The 20,962-nt window shown below is 51.4% G+C and carries 26 protein-coding genes; 8 read left to right on the plus strand and 18 right to left on the minus strand.

Annotation, left to right across the window (positions count from 1 at the left end):
- Positions 1-4: 4 nt before the first annotated feature.
- The 5 genes from B3007_RS09350 to alr form a co-directional block, all read right to left on the minus strand.
- Positions 5-598: a hypothetical protein gene (locus tag B3007_RS09350; RefSeq protein WP_301377941.1), complete on the minus strand. Its 594-nt coding sequence runs from the start codon at positions 596-598 to the stop codon at positions 5-7.
- A gap of 83 nt (positions 599-681) precedes the next feature.
- Positions 682-1,221: a hypothetical protein gene (locus tag B3007_RS09355; RefSeq protein WP_301377942.1), complete on the minus strand. Its 540-nt coding sequence runs from the start codon at positions 1,219-1,221 to the stop codon at positions 682-684.
- 105 nt (positions 1,222-1,326) lie between these two features.
- Positions 1,327-2,196 carry a patatin-like phospholipase family protein gene (locus tag B3007_RS09360; RefSeq protein ID WP_301377943.1) on the minus strand — a complete coding sequence of 290 codons (870 nt, stop codon included), beginning with the start codon at positions 2,194-2,196 and terminating at the stop codon, positions 1,327-1,329.
- Positions 2,189-2,704 carry a PaaI family thioesterase gene (locus B3007_RS09365; protein ID WP_068438176.1) on the minus strand — a complete coding sequence of 172 codons (516 nt, stop codon included), beginning with the start codon at positions 2,702-2,704 and terminating at the stop codon, positions 2,189-2,191. The genes B3007_RS09360 and B3007_RS09365 overlap by 8 nt, the downstream gene beginning before the upstream one ends.
- 177 nt (positions 2,705-2,881) lie before the next feature.
- Positions 2,882-3,952, minus strand: a complete 1,071-nt coding sequence (gene alr / locus B3007_RS09370; RefSeq protein WP_068438179.1) for an alanine racemase — start codon at positions 3,950-3,952, stop codon at positions 2,882-2,884.
- A 109-nt stretch (positions 3,953-4,061) separates the two neighbouring features.
- Here alr and B3007_RS09375 point away from each other — a divergent pair, with 109 nt between their 5' ends.
- Genes B3007_RS09375 through B3007_RS09385 form a run of 3 tightly spaced genes read left to right on the plus strand, consistent with a single transcriptional unit; the run spans position 4,062 to position 6,004 of the window.
- Positions 4,062-5,246, plus strand: a complete 1,185-nt coding sequence (locus B3007_RS09375) for a DnaT-like ssDNA-binding domain-containing protein (RefSeq protein ID WP_068438181.1) — start codon at positions 4,062-4,064, stop codon at positions 5,244-5,246.
- Positions 5,161-5,808 carry a replication protein P gene (locus B3007_RS09380; protein ID WP_301377944.1) on the plus strand — a complete coding sequence of 216 codons (648 nt, stop codon included), beginning with the start codon at positions 5,161-5,163 and terminating at the stop codon, positions 5,806-5,808. Before B3007_RS09375 ends, B3007_RS09380 begins: the two co-directional genes overlap by 86 nt.
- A gap of 1 nt (position 5,809) precedes the next feature.
- Positions 5,810-6,004, plus strand: a complete 195-nt coding sequence (locus B3007_RS09385) for a CPXCG motif-containing cysteine-rich protein (RefSeq protein WP_301377945.1) — start codon at positions 5,810-5,812, stop codon at positions 6,002-6,004.
- A gap of 74 nt (positions 6,005-6,078) precedes the next feature.
- Here the strand turns inward: B3007_RS09385 and B3007_RS09390 are convergent, their stop codons facing one another.
- The 6 genes from B3007_RS09390 to rpsF form a co-directional block, all read right to left on the minus strand.
- The gene (locus tag B3007_RS09390; protein ID WP_068434933.1) at positions 6,079-6,618 is read right to left on the minus strand and encodes a GNAT family N-acetyltransferase; all 540 of its coding nucleotides are present in this window, start codon (positions 6,616-6,618) and stop codon (positions 6,079-6,081) included.
- The gene (locus tag B3007_RS09395) at positions 6,618-7,220 is read right to left on the minus strand and encodes a hypothetical protein (protein ID WP_068438184.1); all 603 of its coding nucleotides are present in this window, start codon (positions 7,218-7,220) and stop codon (positions 6,618-6,620) included. Before B3007_RS09395 ends, B3007_RS09390 begins: the two co-directional genes overlap by 1 nt.
- Positions 7,221-7,258: 38 nt before the next feature.
- Positions 7,259-8,647: a replicative DNA helicase gene (dnaB, locus tag B3007_RS09400; RefSeq protein WP_068438189.1), complete on the minus strand. Its 1,389-nt coding sequence runs from the start codon at positions 8,645-8,647 to the stop codon at positions 7,259-7,261.
- A 97-nt stretch (positions 8,648-8,744) separates the two neighbouring features.
- Entirely contained in the window at positions 8,745-9,191 is a 447-nt protein-coding gene (gene rplI / locus B3007_RS09405) for a 50S ribosomal protein L9 (protein WP_068436695.1), read from the minus strand.
- 127 nt (positions 9,192-9,318) lie between these two features.
- Entirely contained in the window at positions 9,319-9,549 is a 231-nt protein-coding gene (gene rpsR, locus B3007_RS09410; RefSeq protein ID WP_068438192.1) for a 30S ribosomal protein S18, read from the minus strand.
- A 14-nt stretch (positions 9,550-9,563) separates the two neighbouring features.
- Positions 9,564-9,995 (minus strand): 30S ribosomal protein S6, encoded by a 432-nt coding sequence (rpsF, locus tag B3007_RS09415; protein WP_068435653.1) that lies wholly within the window; start codon positions 9,993-9,995, stop codon positions 9,564-9,566.
- A gap of 354 nt (positions 9,996-10,349) precedes the next feature.
- On the opposite strand from rpsF, the gene B3007_RS09420 reads away from it, so the two are divergent.
- From B3007_RS09420 to B3007_RS09435, 4 genes are all read left to right on the plus strand, one after another.
- On the plus strand, positions 10,350-10,607 hold the full coding sequence (locus tag B3007_RS09420) for a hypothetical protein (RefSeq protein ID WP_068435652.1): 258 nt from the start codon (positions 10,350-10,352) through the stop codon (positions 10,605-10,607).
- Complete coding sequence (locus B3007_RS09425) at positions 10,600-10,968, plus strand: hypothetical protein (protein WP_068438196.1); 369 nt, start codon at positions 10,600-10,602, stop codon at positions 10,966-10,968. The genes B3007_RS09420 and B3007_RS09425 overlap by 8 nt, the downstream gene beginning before the upstream one ends.
- A gap of 156 nt (positions 10,969-11,124) precedes the next feature.
- Complete coding sequence (locus B3007_RS09430) at positions 11,125-11,523, plus strand: hypothetical protein (protein ID WP_301377946.1); 399 nt, start codon at positions 11,125-11,127, stop codon at positions 11,521-11,523.
- A gap of 5 nt (positions 11,524-11,528) precedes the next feature.
- Complete coding sequence (locus B3007_RS09435; RefSeq protein WP_301377947.1) at positions 11,529-11,957, plus strand: hypothetical protein; 429 nt, start codon at positions 11,529-11,531, stop codon at positions 11,955-11,957.
- 34 nt (positions 11,958-11,991) lie between these two features.
- On the opposite strand, the gene B3007_RS09440 is transcribed toward B3007_RS09435, so the two are convergent.
- From B3007_RS09440 to B3007_RS09450, 3 genes are all read right to left on the minus strand, one after another.
- Positions 11,992-14,772, minus strand: coding sequence for an ExeM/NucH family extracellular endonuclease (locus B3007_RS09440; protein ID WP_301377948.1), 2,781 nt, complete (start codon positions 14,770-14,772; stop codon positions 11,992-11,994).
- A gap of 146 nt (positions 14,773-14,918) precedes the next feature.
- Complete coding sequence (locus tag B3007_RS09445; protein ID WP_301377949.1) at positions 14,919-15,419, minus strand: NUDIX domain-containing protein; 501 nt, start codon at positions 15,417-15,419, stop codon at positions 14,919-14,921.
- Positions 15,416-16,408: a CobW family GTP-binding protein gene (locus B3007_RS09450; protein ID WP_301377950.1), complete on the minus strand. Its 993-nt coding sequence runs from the start codon at positions 16,406-16,408 to the stop codon at positions 15,416-15,418. The genes B3007_RS09445 and B3007_RS09450 overlap by 4 nt, the downstream gene beginning before the upstream one ends.
- A 130-nt stretch (positions 16,409-16,538) precedes the next feature.
- Between B3007_RS09450 and B3007_RS09455 the strand changes: the two genes are divergently transcribed.
- On the plus strand, positions 16,539-17,342 hold the full coding sequence (locus B3007_RS09455) for an inositol monophosphatase family protein (protein ID WP_301377951.1): 804 nt from the start codon (positions 16,539-16,541) through the stop codon (positions 17,340-17,342).
- Here B3007_RS09455 and B3007_RS09460 read toward each other — a convergent pair.
- The 4 genes from B3007_RS09460 to B3007_RS09475 form a co-directional block, all read right to left on the minus strand.
- On the minus strand, positions 17,299-18,306 hold the full coding sequence (locus B3007_RS09460; protein WP_068443742.1) for a lipase secretion chaperone: 1,008 nt from the start codon (positions 18,304-18,306) through the stop codon (positions 17,299-17,301). The two genes, B3007_RS09455 and B3007_RS09460, sit on opposite strands and share 44 nt — an antisense overlap.
- Before the next feature lies 1 nt (position 18,307).
- On the minus strand, positions 18,308-19,243 hold the full coding sequence (locus B3007_RS09465; protein WP_301377952.1) for an esterase/lipase family protein: 936 nt from the start codon (positions 19,241-19,243) through the stop codon (positions 18,308-18,310).
- Positions 19,244-19,524: 281 nt separating this feature from the next.
- The gene (locus B3007_RS09470; RefSeq protein WP_301377953.1) at positions 19,525-20,559 is read right to left on the minus strand and encodes an NAD(P)H-dependent flavin oxidoreductase; all 1,035 of its coding nucleotides are present in this window, start codon (positions 20,557-20,559) and stop codon (positions 19,525-19,527) included.
- Between the two features lie 91 nt (positions 20,560-20,650).
- The gene (locus tag B3007_RS09475) at positions 20,651-20,941 is read right to left on the minus strand and encodes a hypothetical protein (protein ID WP_301377954.1); all 291 of its coding nucleotides are present in this window, start codon (positions 20,939-20,941) and stop codon (positions 20,651-20,653) included.
- Between the last annotated feature and the right edge of the window lie 21 nt (positions 20,942-20,962).

A 20,962-nucleotide genomic window follows, 5' to 3' on the forward strand; every position in this document is an offset into this window, starting at 1 on the left:
AAGATCATTTAGTCTTATCTTCTGCTGCCTCCTTTCCTTCTGCTGTAGCGTCACGCTTGCCCGAGCCAGGCTTGTCCTTTTGGCGCTCGTCTTCCTCAACCTGATCCGCCACACGATTAATAATCTGAGGAACGAAACGCTCCGAGAATCCTGCAACAAACGACCAGAACAGAAGCTTGGCCATATCCTGACCAGTTGCTGGATAGGTCTCGGTCAGAAAAGAGACAATATAGGCATTATCAGGATTCCCATGCGGTTCAGGAATATAGAACCAGGGGAACATATGTCCTGAAATAATCCCGGAAAGAAAGAGGCTATAGAGCACGAGGGCAAAAAGGCCACCAAAGATAGGTATCAGCAGAATCTGGAACCAGGAACGGGTAAGCAACCGCAGCTCCTGATCCGTGACTGTTTTTACTCGCTGCTGAATACTGACAAACCCACCCAGAATACCGCAAACAAACACAGCCCAACTGACCATCAAGCGGCCTTCGTGTAAGAAGGTTGCGGAGAACAACGCGGTAAAAATGCAGATCGAAACGGCTGTCATAATGATCAGCCGCTTCGTAAGAATATACACACCTGTAACACGATCCATATGCTGCCTCTCTTCCTGAATACTTTGTATGACTGACTATACCCGTTTATAGCCAGCCTACCATTTACCGCTTTTTCACGAGTTCAGAGAACCGCTGCCAGAACCACAAACACCAGAATACCTGCTGCCGTCAGACCGATGGTTGGTTTCTTCAACAGAGGAGACTTCAGACCAATAATCAGGCCAGAAATCAGAATCAGGATCAGACCAAGCGCGGTCACTTGCTCAAGAATACGAAACAGGCCCGGTCCATGACCTTTGTGTAGTTCCATCAATGAAGCAACAAGGTCTGGCGATACCGGCGTGATCTTCATGCCCTGCGGCGTCGGTTCGAGCTCGTAGTAGTCGCGACTAGTAGGCCGTGTCTGCAACAGACGTCCACGGTCTTTAACGTATTCAAAATCAGGGTCCAGCCCTGCCTGTTCCAGAATACTCTGGACCTGTGGTTCTTTCTCCGCATCTGCATCAATGGCCACAGAAGGTAAAAATATGCTTTCACCCTTTTCCACACTCCCCTTGACGCCCGTCAGGTAAAGGCCACCAGAGACTGCAAATAACAGCATGATCGGTGCAAAGAAAGCAGCGAGATAAAGGTGAATGGTCATAAGCGTTTTGCGTGACATATTTCTAAGCCTGTTTTTAAAAGAGGAAAGTCATCCAGGATGTGTTCAGAGTGACTATACCGTTGAACAATTCGGGCGTCAGTAGAGAGTCGCTTTTATCCTGAGTCAGATCAGATTCTGACTCAGAATGTTAACTCCGTCGGCTTTGCCCATGGCATAGGCTTCGTCCAGAATCTGCATATCTGTAGTAAATTGTCCGGCGGAGAACGCTTCTGGTGGACACAACTCGATGACCTGGCAGTCGTCAGGTGGGTTGCGAATAAAGTCGAGCGCTTCGTTGTATTCAATATGACGCCGCTGCAAACGACGCGCTACCGCCGGGTACTGCCGTAAGATATAAGGAAAGAGGTGCCGGAAACGGTAAGCCTGCTTACGGTAAGAAGCCGGATTAGAACGTATCACCATAATTTTACGTGCACCGCGACGATAGGCTTCTTTTACCGGGAGGGAGTCGGCGACACCGCCATCCAACCAGGTACGTCCACGAAACCTGATGGAGTCTCTGAACGCCAGAGGCATAGCGGCAGAACACTTAATTGCCTGAAACAGTTCGTGACGCTCAGGAGCAATGTAGTCAGCCTCTCCTGTTTCGGCATCAGTAACAACGGCAAGAAAGCGGCCTTTGTGCTTATCGATTTCGTCGAGACCAATATCAAGCTCGCGCTCGGTAATATCCCACAACCACTCAATATCGATCAGGTGGCCGCCACGTAGAAAGCGCCGAAGGCTTTTAAACTCGGGCCGCCGGCAGTAGTCGGTGATGACTTTATAATTGCGCCCATATTTTTTTCCGATATAGGCCGCTGTATTCGACGCGCCCGCCGATACACCGAAATACCAATCAAAGGGATAATGATCTGCACGGATAAACTCATCGAGGACACCTGCGCTGTATATCCCGCGCATGGCTCCCCCTTCCACGATAAGGGCCGATTCCACCTTGCTTACCTCTGGTATCTGCGCCGCCTCAGTCATTTGAATAACTGTGTCCGTAATCGTGTGATGAGGAGAATGTACAGGTCATTGCGTCCAGATCCTCTTCGCCGACCAGCCCTAACTTAAGGAACTGATCTTTATCGAACATAGCGAATTCGGACGATGAAGAAGCCAGTAACTCTCCGCTTTCGTCATGCAGCTCGCCGACGAGGAGAAACTTCCGACGATTTTTCTGCTCCTTGATCCAGCCCGTTGCCGTTACCGTCTGGTCGACGTAAACAGGCTTCTGGAACGTGACGTTCAGGTCTCTGGTCAGTGGGTACTTATTAGTGAAATACATACTGGCCCAACCCATCACCTCATCCAGAATGGTTGAGGTAACTCCACCATGGGCAAGCTTCGCCCAACCACGAAGGTGCTCCGGAATCGTCACAACCGTTCTGACCTTCTCGCCATCAGTCTCGAAATTCATATTCAGGCCGTGTGGATTTTCTGTACCGCAGCCAAAACAGCGGTGGTCAGCTTTGCTGATGGGTTGCCAGGGCATGATGCGCTCTCTTACCGGGAAAAATAATCAGGACAGCATTATGCAAAGTCGGGCAGGATTTGTCCCCGTCTGGCCGCAATTGGCCAGCCCGAGACGCGCACCAGTCTGTTCCAGAGATCTGATTACCGGCAGAAACGAATCCCGGATGGCTACTGCAAGATGGCTTTTGCCAGATGGTTACTGCAAATTAATACGAGGCACTCTCTGCGTCAGTCGACAATAAAGCTCGTAGCTGATCGTCCCTGCCAATCTTGCTACCTCATCCACATCCACCAGCTCCCCCCAGAGCTCAACTGGAGAACCGATGGTCGCTTCTGGAACATCCGTAATATCGACGGTCAGCATATCCATGGATACTCGCCCAACCAATTCGCAACGCTGGCCAGCGACATTAACGGGCGTTCCGCTGGGGGCATGACGCGGGTAGCCATCACCGTAGCCGATGGCGACCACACCAATACGGCTGTCACGAGGCGCCGTCCACGTGCAGCCATAGCCAACAGTGTCTCCCGCCTTTACGGTGTGCACACTGATCAAAGCCGACTGCAGCGTCATTACAGGTTTCAGACCTGCCTCGCCTGCACTGATGTCTTCGCAAGGGGAGCTTCCGTACAGCATGATACCGGGACGCATAACCTTTTCTTCCGCAACGCCACCACGGATGACAGAGGCACTGTTACTTAGACTGAGAGGAACCGGCCAGGCATGACTGATCATCCGCTGCTTCTGCTCTTCGTAGAAAGAGGTATCCGCCTCATCCGAGGTAGCAAAGTGGCTCATGACATGCCGGAGGATCAGACCGCGATCATTGCGGATGCGAGCAATCATTTCAGGGGCATCTTCCAGCTTTACGCCGAGTCGGTTCATCCCACTACTGACCTTGAGCCAGACCGCCACATCATCAGAAAGTTGAGCTTCTGCACGATCTTTCAGTTGTTGAGGGTGATGAACCGCAAGCTGAATATGGTGCTCTGATGCCTGCTCCCATTCCTCAGCATCGTAGGCGCCTTCTAAGACAAGAATAGGCTGACGGATACCTGCATTGCGCAGTTTTACCGCTTCATCAACACAGGCAACGGCAAACCCATCGGCTTCACCACTGAGTGCATTGGCACAGGCCACCATGCCATGGCCATAGCCGTCGGACTTGATCACGGCGTACGCCTCATGAGAGGTAGCTTCGCGTGCTTTTCGATAATTGTGACGCAGATTCGACCATTTCAGCAGGGCACGTGTCGGACGGGTCATAGGCGTATGAAGATTCCTGAAAATCAGTACAATGTTGGGTTCGCGCCGGTGCGAACACCGGAGCGCTTATGTCATTATGTCAGCCTTACTTACACCCCGGAAGTCGTTCATGCCCGTTCATCCGCTAATCAGCGATCATGCCATCAGTCTCTCTGCGACACTCGCGGCAACGATCGGGCTCGAAGAAGCAATACTGCTGTCGGTTCTTAATGACGCCGCACGCCTGCAAACCCAGCCTCAGGCACGTCTGAACAGCGATACTCTCCGGCGCCAGGTGCCGTTCTGGGACGACAGCACCATAGTGCGGGTACTGGATTCCCTGACAGCCAAAGGATTGTTGCAGTTGCACGGCCCGGCTTTTACTCAGGCTGCGGGCATCGTATTCAGCTTTGGTAATGCCCCTACGCCTCAGATCGCACCCGAGCGCAATACATCCCCTGCTCAGTCAGTGACGGTTCAACGAGTAGCTGCGCAGCCGCAGAGTAAGCCACAACCGACCCGTCCTGCGCCTATGCCTGAGCAATGGCAACCCTCTGAGGAAGCCGTTCAGCGACTTGAGCAACATGGCATTCCTCGCGCGTTTTCGTTTTCACAGCTTGATGCCTTCATACTGCAGGGGCAGGAACAGGGCTCAAACCGTAATGACTGGAACACACGCTTCTTCCGTTTTATAAAAAATCAGTGGGTCTATGCGCAGAACGACGCTGGCCGTTTCCGGCGACAGCAGGAACGGACAGGCTTTCAGCCAACTCAGGAAGAAGCCCAGCCCATTACCGGAGACTGGCAACCCAGCAGCGATGCATTGCAGATCCTGCAGCGCGCGGGTATCGATCCGCAGTTTATTGAAGATGCAGTGCCCGAATTTGTTCTCTATTGGCAGGAGCGCGGCGACGTATTCAAAACCTGGAACAGCAAATTTATTCAGCATGTCCGCCAACAGTGGGCGCGTTACACCGCCGCCGTTGAACACTCACCTATGCCTACCCGCATCGAGAGCAACTGGCAGCCCGCCGAAGACTGTTACGACATTCTGGGCATGGGCCATATTCCACGCGAATTCGCCAGCGCACTGGTCGCCGAGTTTGTTTTATACTGGCGGGATTCGAATCAGGTACACAACAGTTGGAATAGCCGCTTCTTACAATACGTGAAGCAGCAATGGGCGAAACGACACGCTCAATCCTCTGGCAATCCAACAGGAGCCAACAATGGACAGCAAGCAGGTACTCAACCGGGTTACTCAACAGCTGAAGCAAGCGTCAGCCGACTCAGTGACACCAGCTGGGCAAAATAGCGCGCCAAGCGACGACCAGCTGTCTGCCATTAACCAGATTTTTGAGCTCTTCAGATTTAACTATCACAACCAGTTTCTGAAGGCGTTTCCCGACCTCGACACCATGAATATGGCGAAACGACTGTGGTTGCGCCTGCTCGGGGACTACAGTGGTGAAGTCATCATGCGTGCCGCTGAAAAAGCGGTAAAAGAAAATGGCTGGCTACCTAACGTTCACGAAGTACTGGCACGCTGTGACGTTGCTGAAGTACTGGGCCTTCCCGCCGCTCACGCAGCTTACGTCGAAGCCTGCCGGGCACCATCGCCGAAGAAAGAGTTTAACTGGAGCCACCCCGCGGTCTATTTCGCCGGGCGCGCAACTGACTGGTTTTTTATTGCCAACGAACCCGAAGAAAAAGTCTTCCCGGTTTTTAAAAGAAATTACGACCTCTTATTAAACCGCATACAAAATGGCGAAGATCTGGAAATTGATCTTCCTCGTGCTCTCCCACAAGAAACCACAACGCCGCTTTCCCGTGATGAGCAAAAAGACCGCTTGAAAAACCTTATGGCAGACCTCTGACATGTTTCTTGAAGAGCAAGGTATTCACTGTCCGTATTGTGGCGAATATCAAACCGTCTTTATTGATCCGAGCGATGTGGAAGAAGAAAACTATATTCAGGATTGCCAGGTCTGCTGCCGGCCTATCCATTTTCACTTGTCCGAGGAATTCGATGGCAGCGTGTCGTTGAGTATCTCTCACGAGAACGACTCCTGAAGACCGAGCTTTACTCTTGCATCATAAAAAAGGCCGCATCTGCGGCCTTTTTTATTCTGTCAGCGAGCGTGAAATTACGCCTTCAGCTCTCCTGTAAGTAAGGAGTAAACATCCAGATCAATATCTTCGCCTTCAAACTCCTGCTGAGAAGGCAGCGTGCCTTCGCATGAAAAGCCCAACGCAGTCAGTAGCTTGCTCTGACCGTCACTACCCGCTCTCAAACGCATTTCCAGGCGATGTAAATGCAGGTCCTGTGATAGGTAATTTACAATAACAGGAAGCACTTCCTGCAATTCTTCAAGACCACACCGGTCCGACAGCTCCCATTGCATCTGAGCGTTCAGCATCATCCAGTTGATGTACTGAATGCCGATACGTGCAATAACGTCTCCGTCTGACTTACGTTCGATCAACCAGAAGGCCGCTTCACGCGTCTCGAATCGCATTGCGATTCTACGTAATTCATCCAGCGCCTGAGCTTCAACAGTCATAGGCAAACGCGGAATATGAGCTACTGTCGAGTTTTTACTCAGCAGCTTAAACAGTGCTGCTCCGTCCTCATCAGAAACCGGCAGGCGAATAAAAAAGTGTTCTGTTTCGAAGTTCCAACTCATCAGGACTCCCCTCTTTTATTTGCATTGAGGTTCTGGCCCAGTTCGTCATCGTCACCCAGTTTTCTCGGTACGGGCTTATCGTCACTGGACACCCAATGATATTGCTCTACATCTGAGAACTCGGTATTCCCAGTGCGCCAGCCGTCGCGCAAGCGCGCAGCCAAAGTAAAACCACATTCTGAGAGCGCGACTTTAATATCGTCAGACTGACCTTCAATCCACTGATAAGCAAAATTACGGACGTGGTATTTTTTGCTCAGGAATCCGATCGCTGCTTTCAATGCCCCCGCTCGCTCTTCTACCGTTAAAGCGGGTAAGCCATCAACGCGCATCACAATTCGCAGATTTGACGGCTGCCAGTCAAATCCACTGACCATGCCTTTGATCTGCCCGTCCGTTTCGATAGCCCACATCATCCCACGCTGAGTGGCAGCCATCTGAACACTGTAATCAATCATACGATTCAGCTGCTCTTTGTCTTCAAGAGGGCGCTGGCCGGGTATTTCAGGATGTTTGTACAGTTCGAATAAACCGTCGATATCGTCGTATTGCAGCGGTTTGATGCAACCGCCCGGGATCTCCAGCTCGGGAGTAAATTTCATGGGAACTACCTACTGATTAAAATCGGGCTGATGACGAATCAATATTCGTCATCACCGTCATAGCCATGAGCAAGGTTTTCGAATCGGGTGTATTTACCAATAAATGCCAGACGGTCGATACCAATCGGACCATTACGGTGTTTACCGGTAATAATTTCGGCAATGCCTTTATCGGGAGAGTCTTCGTTATAGACCTCATCACGATAAATAAACTGAATAATATCCGCATCCTGCTCGATCGCACCGGATTCACGCAAGTCAGAGTTCACTGGCCGCTTATTCGGACGCTGCTCCAGTGACCGGTTAAGCTGTGACAGGGCAATCATTGGGCAGTTAAATTCTTTGGCGATGATCTTAAGGGTTCGCGAGATTTCAGAAATCTCCTGCGTCCGCCCCTCAGAAGGGCCTGATACCCGCATCAACTGAAGGTAGTCGACCATGATCATGGCCAGATCATTATTGTTCTCGCGGTACACTTTACGTGCACGGGCACGCATTTCCTGTGGCGTGAGGGCAGCGGTGTCATCAATGTACAACGGCAGGTCTTTCAGCATATTTACCGCAGCTGACAGCTTCGGCCAATCTTCATCAATTAACTTACCGGAGCGGATACGGGTCTGGTCGATTTTCCCGATCGAAGACAGCATACGCATCACGATAGACTCTGAAGGCATCTCAAGACTAAACACCAGACACGGTCGCTTGGTCGCCAGAAGCGCATTTTCGACCAGATTCATGGCGTAGGTGGTTTTACCCATGGATGGACGTGCCGCCACAATCACCAGGTCGGCTTTCTGGAAGCCCGAAGTCCTGTTATCAATCTCAGTGAAACCCGTTGTCAGACCTGTCAGCCCTTCAGGCTGATTGAACATCTGATCAAGCTGCTCAAGCGTATTTTTGAGGATAGGAGCGACCAGTTCAGGGCCACCATCCTTGCGGTTGCCTTCTGCAATCTGGGCGATGGACTTTTCTGCATCAGACACCAGCGTGAGAGCGTCTGCGCCGCCTGGCTCATAGGCCTTCTCGATGATGTCACTAGCGGCTTCGATCAGGCTACGCTGCTGTGAGCGTTCCGCGACAATGGTTGCATAGGCTGCACAGTTGTCGATTGAAGGGGTCATATCAACGAGCCGACTCAGATAAGAGGCCCCGCCTGCTTTCTCAAGCTGTCCGCGCTCTTCAAGCTCTTCTGCGACAGTCACAACGTCAATCGGCTGTTCCTGAGCGACGAGATGCTGAATAGCCCGGAAGATGATCCGGTGATCGTGACGGTAGTAATCGGTATCCAGCAGGGTTTCTGAGACAGTCTCCCAGGCGCGCTCATCCAGCATCAGGGAGCCCAGCACTGATTGCTCTGCTTCAACTGAATGGGGTGGCATACGGCTACTGCCGACGCTTTCTGTATCCTGTCCGAATTCTTCGTTCATATCTTCAATGCAAAAAATAAAGGCACTATCAGTGGGAACCAATAGTGCCTTAATCTGCCGCAATGAGCCATCATTGCGGCCACCGCGCGGTAATTACTTATTCAGCAACTACGTGCAGTTTCAGTACTGCTTCAACTTCTGGGTGCAGACGGATGGTGATGTCGTACTCACCTACCTGACGCACTGGGCCTTCTGGCAGCAGTACTTCAGATTTAGCCAGCTCAACACCAGCGGCAGAAGCCAGGTCTGCGACGTCACGGTTACCCAGTGAGCCGAAGAGCTTGCCTTCGTCGCCTGCTTTAACTGCGGCAGACAGTTCAATTTCGTTGATCTGCTCAGCGCGGGCCTGAGCGGCAGACAGCTTATCAGCAGCCTGAGCTTCCAGTTCTGCACGACGTGCTTCGAACTGTTCAACGTTTGCTTTAGTCGCAGGAACCGCTTTGCCCTGTGGGAACAGGAAGTTACGAGCGTAACCCGGACGAACAGTTACCTGATCACCCAGTGAACCCAGGTTTGCGATTTTTTCCAGCAGAATGATTTGCATGATGATTCCTCATTACAGGGTGACTTACTTATGAATTAATAAGCCACCGTGTCTTTTTGTCTCCCGACATTCATTCACGGATGCCGGGCTACGAAAATTAGTAATGATACAGTGTTAACCGTATCTCTTATTTGTCGTGCTGATCAGTGTATGGCAGCAGAGCAATGTAGCGAGCACGCTTGATTGCTGTAGAAAGCTGACGCTGATACTTTGCACGGGTACCGGTGATACGGCTTGGTACGATTTTGCCAGTTTCAGTAACGTAGCCTTTCAGAGTGTCCAGATCTTTGTAATCAATCTCGGTCACACCTTCAGCGGTGAAACGGCAGAACTTACGACGACGGAAAAAACGAGCCATGATCTGATCTCCTATTACTCAGCGTTGTCTTCAGCTGAAGATTCTTCTTGTTCAGCCTTTTCTTCAGACTGTTCGGTTTTCGCTTCAGAAGCTTCGTTGCGCTCAGCGCGACGACGGTCTTCACGGCTTTCTGCCGCTTTGATTGGAGACATTTCAGTCACAGCTTCGTCACGACGGATAACCATGTTACGCAGAACAGCGTCGTTGTAACGGAAGTTAGTAGTCAGTTCATCCAGCGCTTCCTGAGTACATTCAACGTTCATCAGGATGTAGTGCGCTTTGTGCACATCGTTGATTGGGTATGCCAGGTGACGACGGCCCCAGTCTTCGTAACGGTCGATCTTACCGCCAGTAGATTCGATGGTGTTGGTGTAACGCTCAACCATCGCAGGTACTTGTTCGCTCTGGTCCGGGTGAACCAGGAAAACGATTTCATAATGACGCATTTTCAGCTCCTTATGGGTTTATAGCCTTCCGGCCCATCCGGTAAGGCAAGGAGTCCGGATTTCCGTGCCATCACAGGGCACAGAAAAACGAAGGGCGGCGATTATATGTGATCAGGCCAGTGGATTCAATCCCGGACTGCGACACTCTGCCACATCCCCAGCGTTAACTACGGGCCCTACTATAGATAAGGGCTATGAGGGTAGCCTGACCCACGCAGCTACTGGGGCAACTGTCTGTCCGTTGGCGGTAGCTGCGTACGTCATCCCCCAGCTCTTTCTTCAACCCCGGAACCCTCCTACACTGATAGCCTGACATCATTAACGGAACCGGGCCCATGCCCGACAGCCTCAAACATGGCATTGAAAGAGTGGATCATTGCAAAACAGGGTAAAGAGCGGCGATATCTGACCCGTTTCTCAATTGGCGCCACACTGTTTTTTGCCGGCGCAGGCGCCATGCTTTTCGCCGATAACCGAATATCGCCGTCTCTGGCTCAGGAAGTCGTGACGCTGATCGGTCTGACGACCGCAGCAAGCGGTGCCCTTATTTCTCTATGCGCCTATATAATGCTCACCCTACTTCGACTGTTTTCGGATACCCGCAATGACTGAACGCTTCCCGGACCTTGAGATTTACCTGATGAAAGGCGACCCAGCCAAAGTTACCGAGTGGCTACGTTCCGTGCTGGGAGAGATCAACACAATAAAGGACACCGGCGCTCATCAACACTGGCGTTCAGGCGGTATGGACATCTATATGAACGCCAACGCTGAAAAGAACTTCTCCAGCCTCTGGTTCAAACAGAACGATACGCCGTGGAATACCGACCTGGAAGCAGCACGAGCTGCCTGGCAAGCCTTAGAGACCGAAGTCCGCTGTAGCGACAGTGGCTGGGAAGAATCAGAAAGCGACTCCGGAAAAGAAGGCTGGGTGAAACTGAACGCCCGGGGCGAGAAGCCTTTCAACTGGTAATTTTGCTTTTTCTATCGAATGTGGCTTTTTTATCGAAGCAGCTTTCACTATCTAAAAGCCAATTCTGATAGATATTTGCAATAAGCCAAATATTGCAACTGATAATAATTCGCATTAACTTATTCTTATCCGATGGAGGAAGAGCTAATGCGATCCATGCAACCAGTCCCAGACGACCCAAAGCCCTGTGATACTACCCCTGGTTTGTCCCGGCACGATCAATTTACAGTGCTTGAACTGAGCATCACCAATTACCGTTCGCTGAATAGTGAATTGTTGGATCATTATCTGGACACAGGCCTTGACCTTGCCATCAAGGCTGGAACCTCAGGCTTAACACGCTTGCAGGAAAGCTGGCTGCGCAGAATCTACACCACCCTACGTTCAATCAGCCTCGACCCAGAGTGCGAGGAAGCCTCCCGCACCCTCTGCTTCGATGCTCTGTATCAGGTGTTCTTTGCCCTACGCCATATGTACAAGGCTCGCCCAGGTGGTGAGCGCTGTTTACGCAATCTTGTCCGCGAGATGCAGTTCATCAGCCACCACCTGGTGTAGCTGCTATGCTCAAGCGAATTCCTTTACGTCCGACCGTCGAAAACCCTGCAACCACGGCCAGCGTTCCGATGTCTTGCGCAGCTTTGATATGCACCGCTGGTTGCCCAGCAGACATTACCGAAAAACTCGCAGAGTCTCTGCCTGATGTCTGCTTTGACTGTTATTCGTCAGAAGTCACCAGCGCGCAGAATATCTGCCCATACAAAGATATTTATCTGCTGATTTCGGCGGAAGACATTATTGGTATTGAGGAAGACTGGCTGAATACCACAACGGCGTTCAAAGGCATCAGTCTGAAAGAACGAAATGTCTTTATTCAGGGTTATCGTAACGAATTATTAAGTCCCGACTGGGAAGCATTGTTGAGTAGCTTCGCCAGCCGGGGCGCTCTGCCTGTGCTGCTGGAGTCAGCACAGGCACAAGTTAATTTCTGATCTGCCTACGACTGGCGCATGACATGCTCAGAAGTTAACGTCCAAACAGCCAGGAAAAGATTGAGCGGAATAACTCAATTATCCTGCTGAAAAAATTCGTCGCCGGGCGCTCATCCCGGATGTCGACCACCAGCTGAACACTCTCTGCCCCATCACTGACTTCAATAGTTGCAGTCGCAGGTAGCTGATTCAGCAGATCACGATCCGCCACACCAGAGAGAACCCCCATCGCACTCAGTGTCATGCCTTCTGGAAGCGTTAAGGCCTCATAAGACAGAAGGTCACCGTCAGCATCGCTCACATAAGTACTGAGGTCCAACTCGATGTTTTCATTGCGACGGGTAATCTCAATCGCAGGAATATCGGCTATCTGTTCTAGTGCAACATTGGGCGCTTCGATCATCAGACCAACGACAATCGGATCATGATCAGATGAACGGTAAGCATCTGGCGCGGCGTAGTTATCAACAGATGAATACGGCTGACCATTGGCTTCGGTCAGATAATCCACCAGCGAGTCTTCCACCGAATTGATGTGCCAGGCATCGACACTCACCACCTGAGCCAGCAGATCGCTCGTCGCCAGTGCATGATCCAGAGAACCTAACAGGCCCGAAAAGGTATAGCTGTATGGCTGTTCTTCGGTGGCTGCTTCCGTGTACTTAAGATTGGTAAAACCAGCACTGTAGAAAGCCTGCATCGGGTCTTCCTGGCTGTAGGCATTCAGATCACCCAGAATCATGACCTGTTCATCGTCAGCAAGAAACTCGACCAGCGCCTGAGCTGCACGAGTACGGTTGATGTTGCAATTACCCTGACCATCGGCACCTTCGTTAGGCTCGTTACATGCTGAGCCCTTGGACTTCAGGTGGTTAACGGCAAAGGTAATTTCCTGACCATCAACATTAAAGGTCTGAATAAGCGCAGGACGGTTTTTGGTGTCGTCAAACAGTGGAGTGTTACTTTCATCCAGCGGTGAATTGCTGGAATCAAGGACACGAGCCGCACCGGTAGGCGATACGCGATCAGCGCGATAAATCAGACCGACGGCAATAGCATCTGTACCTAACCCTGAAGCCGCAGCGTCCGGATTAATAACCGAATATTCATCGCCCGGCGCCTGAACGGCGTTCAATGCTTCTGTGAGTTCAACGATGGCGCTTTCAGGACCCCAGCCGTCGTTTTCCAGCTCCATCAGACCAATAACATCGGCATCCATGGCATCCAGAGCGGCAACGATTTTTGCCGTCTGCATATCGAGTGCGTCCTGAGTCGGTGCGCCACGAGAGGTCGGGAAGCCGCCACCCATGCCATCACCATTAAAGAAGTTGAGCACATTCATGCCGACAACAACCAGATTCGCCTGCTCAGACACCTGCGGCGCCAGTGTGCGTGGGTGTGTCGGATCAATGGTGACGGCCGAAGGAATAACCGTGTAATTATCGCGGAACGCGTTCATCACACCCTGGAATGCAGGGACGGAATAACCGATACGTACCGGGTTATCCGCAGAGAAACCAGAGGCATCCGGGAAAGGAATATATTCCGGATACGACGCCGACACACCGTCATCAACCAGCAGAGTATCAAGTACACGATTGGGCTCTGCGGCAAGCGCTTCTGGCGAGCCGGGTAACGCTATCTCAGTGCCCTGAAAATGCAGGCGGGATGACACGGCAAACTGTCCGTAATTTCCGAAGCCATAACCGGTACCAAACAGGTCACTGATCAACAGCGACTGGTCGCTTTCAACCAGCATACCTTCGACCGCCTCAAATTCTGCCAGATCAGCAACCGGCAGAGTCACTTCAACAGCAGTTGGAAGCGCATTACCACTTGAGCAGACTGCGATGTCAGAGATATTGCTCAACTGAGTGACATTATTGTACTCACCGACGGTTGCCTGCAGACGTACACGATCACCAACAGAGACGTTTTCACTGTAGTTGTATACGAACACACCTTCGGATGTCATCGGGTCAGCGTCAGCTTCGCTATCCGCCTGCTGTAACCAGAAGCCGCTGTACTGATACGAATAATCGCCGTTCGCCAGAGCGCCGCCCTGAAGGTCTGTTGTAACAATGGCTTCGACAATCACCTGCTGGCCATTTAGCGGGCTGGCATCATTGGTGATATCTGTAATCAGGCCCTGTATCGCACTGATCGGCGTCGCGGCGTCACCGCACGCACCCAGCGTTGGCTCAGGCTCGCTGCCGCCACAGCTGTTCGCCTCCCCCGGGGTTGGCAGGTCGGCGACAAATCCTTCGGTCTCCCGCGCACCACCAGAACAACGCTGCAGTGAGTGCTGATCTTTATTGCCGCTCATTGCCTCGTTCAATTGAGGCTGACCAGAATTCAGTAATACCAGCAGAGCGTCGTCATCACTGTCGTTAGTGTCGTAAACGACAGCGTCGATCAGGCCGTCAGTCGTAATCGGCGTATCATTCGGAAAATCTGAAGCCGGGCGGGAAAAAAGCGCAACCGCATCCGCGCCGTTCTGAATCAGGTTACTGTCTGGTGACAGATCCAAATCACAGTTACTGACGTTAGTGTCGTCACCGCAAACAACAAAGTAGCCGTCTGCATTGGTTTGAAAGCCATTCAGCGAAATAGATTCATAGCTGGCATCATCGCTGCCATTAAACAGAACCAGTGACAGTCCATTGAGTGACTGAGCACCGATGCCGCCATCATACAGCTCAATAAATTCGGCCGTATCTGTGCTGGGGTTATCAGCATCGGTTTCATTAATAAGAATATCGGCATGAGCGGCGCTCGCAGAGAACATCGCCAGCCAGAGAAGAGAATGTTTCATTACATCACCGTCCGGTAGAAAAACCAGCGGGTATTCAGTCAGAAACAGATGTCAGTGCCGGGTCACTTTTTTTACGGTTTTGCGGCGTATTTATTACCGTTTATTAAACGTATTTTTTATAAGGTTTCCCGGCAATCAGTAATAGCTTAGGAATTTTTCCGATCGAGCCAGCGCTGAACAATTTTACCCGTAGCCGAGCCCCAACCTTTCAGTTTCTCAACGGGAATAATTTTGTATTCATCCAATTCGTTTTCATCCAGGGTAATGACCCCTTCGGCATAGACATAAAAGCCGATGATAATCTGATTGTATTCATGGCCATTAAAGCCTTTGCCATCAAACAATTCGAAACCAATAAACTCCGCTCGTTCACCACGCAGGCCCAACTCCTCTTCGGTTTCCCGTAGCGCACAGATTTCCGGCGTCTCGCCACGCTCCAGAAAGCCAGTGATAATGCTGTACTTACCCGCAGGCCAGAGCTTGTTGTGTGCTAATACGACACCGCCTGGTGTTTCCACGACCACCGCCACGACCGGTGTCGGGTTATCCCAGAAAACAAAGCCGCACTGAACCGAACAGGCACGCCGCTCTTCACCATCAATGACCTGAACATTAATATCGGCTTTGCATTGCGGGCAATATTTCATGATTCCCTCCGACACTTTTTAAGTGAGACTTCCAGAGCGCCGGTATCCGGTGTCGCCTCGGAAATAATTTCCAGCCGGCTTTCTTCCAGCGCGCGCGTTGGCATCTCCGACAGTACACCATCCCGCCAGTTGAGGACATAATGCCCCTGCTCTGTGCGGATTAACGCTTTTGCGCGCACCACTTTGTTCTCACCCGACTCCAACTGATCAAACCAGTGGCGCAGAGCATCCAAAGAAAATACCCACTCACCGGAGATCAACCAACCGCAGGAAAAATGCCCTTCGCCATGACTCTCAAGGCGACGCAGCTCTTCACCCGGCGATAACGCCACCGGCGCACTCGCCTCTTTGCTGTGGTGATGATGGTGACCACGATCCTTCAGCTGCAGACGGTCAGGGTTTGTTGGCAACGCCAGTAAGCCTACATCGACCTGCCCCTGTACCGTACGCACACTCGCTGCTTTGGCAGGCTTAGCCGACGCCACCAGTGCATCGAATGCGGCAAGATCATCAGGCGAGCAGAGGTCGGTTTTATTGGCAACCAGGACATCAGCCAATGTGATCTGATCATTAAACGTATCGTTGTCGGTGTAACGCGGGTCTTTAAGGTGGCGAGGGTCTATTAAGCAAAGATTAGCACCTGCCGTCAGTAGCTCGCGGTAGTCATCGCTGCGCAGTGTTGTCAGCACTTTACGGGGATGACCTAGACCGGTGGGTTCAATCAACAGGACGTCTGGCTTCTCTTTGGCCAGCAACATATTCAGCCCCATCTGAAACGGCAGCCCCGACACGCAACACAGACAACCACCCGGGACTTCACGTACTACTGCGCCGCTGGCTTCGAGGATGGCGCCATCGACTCCGACTTCTCCAAACTCATTGACTAACACCGCCCACTTCTCGTTGTCGGGTGATTGCTGCAAAAGGTCCAGAATGGCAGTCGTTTTGCCTACGCCCAAAAAACCAGTAATCAGATGTACTCGTGTCATACCCGTTGCTCTGACCCTAAAAAGATACAGTGTAACACTCAATCACTCTCACGCCCCCGATAAGCTCACTGGTCAGCCCGGTTTTGTGAGCGCATACTCACAGGCAATGAATTCTGCTGGTGAATGAATCATGCACGAGACCAACATTCTGACTCTGGCGCTACGTTTGGCGAAAGAAGCCGGCGACCTGATTGCGAGCCAAAGAAAGTCGCTGTCGCTGACATACAAAAATGGCAATGAACTGGTGACTCAGGCCGACGTCGCGGCTGACGAGCTGATTACAGCGGCTATTCGGCGGAACTACCCTGATCATCAGATTCTGTCCGAGGAATTAAATCCTGATGAACTGAACAAAGCCGGGCAGCATGAGCACCTCTGGATCGTCGATCCTATTGATGGCACGGTGAACTTTGCTCATGGTCATCCACAGGTCGCAGTTTCAATTGCTTACTACCACAATGGCAAAGCGCGTGTGGGTGTCGTACATAATCCGTTTACGAATGAGACCTTTCATGCTCAGGCTGGGAAAGGAGCCCGTCTCAACGATGTACCGGTTCATTGCACCGAAAAAGCAGACCTTTCCCGCGCAATAATCGCCACCGGTTTTCCCTACGAGATTGATAACTTAGCCTTGCTCATGCGACGGCTCGAACAGGTTCTTGCGAATTGCGCTGATATCCGGCGCCTGGGTGCTGCTGCACTGGATATATGCTGGGTAGCCTGCGGACGTCTGGATGGCTACTACGAATCAGTAAAGCCCTGGGACTTTGCCGCTGCACAACTGATTGCCCGTGAGGCTGGGGCTTCGTTCGGCCATATTCAGCCATTATCTGTAGAGGTAAACCCTCAGCTTTGCGGCGACAATATTCTTATTACCGCAGCACCGCTGTTCAATCCGCTGCAAGCTCTTCTTCGTGAGGCAGAGGAGAAATAGCGCTGCTTTCCGGTATTTGTGCAGACCTAGCCTGTAAGGCTGCATCGATCCGCTTCTGCTCCACCACTGAGAAATTTTCTGCGCGGTAGGCTTCAGCCAACTCATCAAAGTTCTGCTTAGCGGAGTTGCGTTCAAGGAAGTCATGGTAGTCTGTAAGTCTGGCCTGCCACTGCTGTCGCTCTGCATCCAGAATCGCCAATCGGTCGGCGGCTGCCTCGCCAAACTGTTCTTTTCGCGCTTGCCAGAGTGCCTCAGGGTCATCGATAGAATCCCGCAGGCTCTGAGACGTTTCAATGGCTCGGGCTTTCTCTCGTGCAACACGAAGGTGAAGCGGAAGTTCTTTTTCCAGCTGCTGCATAGCTTCTGTATCGCCGCTCTGTGCAAGGCGCATTCTCTCCAGAGAGTAGCGATCCAAAGCCTCATCATCACCAAAAAAAGCGGCAATAGTAGCGTCAGCGAAGTACACCCGCCGCAGATCTTCCAGCCATTCCATACGCGCTGTAAGGCCGGCCAGATCGGCACCATTTATTTTCCTTCCGCTAACTTCATCGTACCGGGAAATATCATCGAGATACGCAAGATACTTATTCAAAAGATCCAGCGCCTGCTGATCTGCAGGCGCTGGCAAGGTGCGCATCTCTGCTTCCATAAATTCAGTGATTTCTTCGATACTGAATTCACCCACAGAGCTGAGATAAAAATCCATCCAACGTTTCAGATCGCGATTGACCATCAGGGCACCATTCAATACCTGCAACCGCCCATCGGGTGATGCCCCTCTGAACGTTGCGGATTGATTAATGCGAGCATGCATAGGGGTGGCCGCTATGGGCTCCCGATAGTCATCTGGCTGCGAGGACAATGGATCTGACTGGCTGATCACAAGATCACCTTGCGGCAGCCAATAAAATCCAGCGACGGTCGCTGACAACAGCAGAACGACAACGACTATGCTGGTTTTCATATTACAGTCCGTCGTTCTTCAAACGGTTGGCGTGTGTACGGAATACCGTCAATGGGTCAGTTTCATTCAGGTCATGAATGCCGAGCATCTGATTGACTTCATCCAGATGAGTCATCGCAAAGTCATTGCGAATGACCATACCCAGGTTGCTCGTGCACGGGTCCACGAAACCATCGTTAGCGACCCCGTCCGGGAAGAACTGAGAAAATGCTATGGTGATCGGTTCCAGCGGATCCAGAAGGTTGGTTGCTGGTTTCGCCCCTGCCCAGGAGTAATAACGCACACCGTTATACTCATAATCGCCTTCACCGCACTCGCTGTCAGGAATCCCACCCGGATGCGCCGCGTTGAAGATAACCGATGCCTCCGTTGTCATAGAGCGGACAGACTCCACCGGCGCTAGTGGCAGATCACTGCCTGAAGCAAAAGAGATAAGTTCAGAAATACCAGAAATAAATACATCGAAGGCAGTACCGAACACTTCAGAATTATCTGACCATTCAATCAGTGTATCGGCCACTACAGTGCCTTTGTTAACGCCAGAAACAGAGGATACAGACGCAATAATGTCAGGTCTTACTGAACCGGCATAACGCGTCGTAGGGCCACCATGACTATGACCAATCAGATTTACTTTTTCTGCGCCCGTAATCGCCAGAATATCTTCAACCTGATCAATTAACTGCTCTCCACGAACTTCCGGGTAGTTCGTATTTGAAACGGTTGCGACAAAGACTTCTGCACCATCCTGCTGCAGTGTTTCTGGAATTTTGTACCAGTAATCAACTCCCACCAGCTGTTCAAACCCGAGAAAGCCATGCACAAGCACGATAGGATATTTTGTTTCGGTATAACCGGTATCTAAGGTTTCTGACATCGCCAGTGCCTGAGAAGACACAGTAACCGCTGCTACCGCGGTAAGCAGATATTTTTTCATTTCCTGTTCCTCACCCTATTATTTTTTTTTGGTGCTTTGGCCAGAGCGGGAATGAGTATACGAGCGGTTTTTTATCGAAAAATGCTTTTTTCGGACATAAAAGGATTTATGAAGACAGGGTTACAAAAGGACTACGGGAATCCGTGCATTATCCGGACAGCCTCATACCTAAGAATGAATTTGGCCAGAAAAAACCGGAAAGATCACCTCAAAAAAGTGTAACCGAAAAGAGGGGTATAAAAAGAAAGGCAGACTATCCGAAGATAGCCTGCATGGCGTCATCAGGAAAAAAAGCGGTTATTGCTTTCATGCATCGCTTTAGCGTCCGCCAGGATACGATCAACCAGCTCCTGCACCGTTGGGATGTCTTCAATCAACCCCTGGGTCTGACCAATAAACTGAACACCCTTATCAAGGTCGCCATCAATGGTCGCAGCCTGTAAGCGAGGAACGCTGGCACCAAAGTACGCCAGCAGTTTGATTTTATCTAGCATAACTAACATGCCCAGCATGATCTTCCAGACCGGCTGTTTTACTATCTTTGCCGCTTTCGTCGCTTCGAGGCCCGCCATGATGAGATTCATAGGGCGTTTGGTTTCTTTAATTGAGCGTGGCGTTTTCATTACGCGAGCCCAGAGGCCATCAAAGTTCTTTGAGTAGATAGTTTCCTGCTCCGACTTTTTAACCACCGTTTCTTTCACGTGATTATGCAGAGGGCTATCAGCGCTGGTTGCAAAGCGTGAGCCCATCGCCACAGCCTCTGCCCCCAGAGACAGCGCAGCCATCAGGCCACGTGCATCAGCAAAGCCCCCGGTAGCAATGACCGGAATATCGACTTTACTGGCAATCGACGGCACCAGAACCAGAGAAGTCACATCACCGCCATGGGCTGCCGCCTCATGGCCAGTGACCAATAAGGCATCCGCACCGATGCTTTGGGCTGACAGTGCATGTTTCTCGGAGACAACCGTCGCGATGACTTTGCCGCCGTATTCGTGGGCTTTTTTCACCAACCAGTCACCTTTACCCAGTGAAAAGTTAATCACTGGCACCTTTTCTTCCAGAGCGATCATGGCGTTTTCTTTGGCGCCAGGCATCAGCAGGGTAACACCCACGCCGAAAGGCTTGTCCGTCAGCTCACGGATCTCTCGAATAGAAGTTCGGGTTTCTTCCGGAGTCAGTGGACCGCTGGCAAGGATACCTAAGCCGCCCGCATTCGAGACTGCGGCGACAAGCTGAGGGGTAGAAATCCAGCTCATACCCGGAAGGATCAGGGGAGCTTCGATACCTAAGAGTTCAGTGATACGTGTTTTCATGCTGGTTTCCCGAGATTAGACGGGCAACACTGTATCGACTGGATGGCATTTGTCCATTGCCGAAATGACGCAATTCTTAAGGGAGGGATTTTTAGCGGCGACGCTCAGCGTCCTGAACGAAGTTACGGAACATCTCCTGGCGCTGCTCCGTCGACATATCACGCAACTGCTCAAGGTGACGTTGCCGTTCATTGATATCAGAGCTACCAGCACCTGGTGGCATTTCTTGCAGCGCCTGATAGAAGTTATCCAGTGCCTGACGTTGTTCTGGTTGGCTGTTACTCCACTCAACCGACATATCCGGGCGCGCGCCTGACTGCGGCGGATTGGCCAGAGCCAACGCCGGAAGACACATCAAAACAAGAGTGGAAATTAAACGCACAAAGACAACCTGCTTATTTTT

It is taken from the genome of Thalassolituus sp. UBA675 (assembly GCF_002297765.1).
GTDB lineage: Bacteria > Pseudomonadota > Gammaproteobacteria > Pseudomonadales > Oceanobacteraceae > Thalassolituus.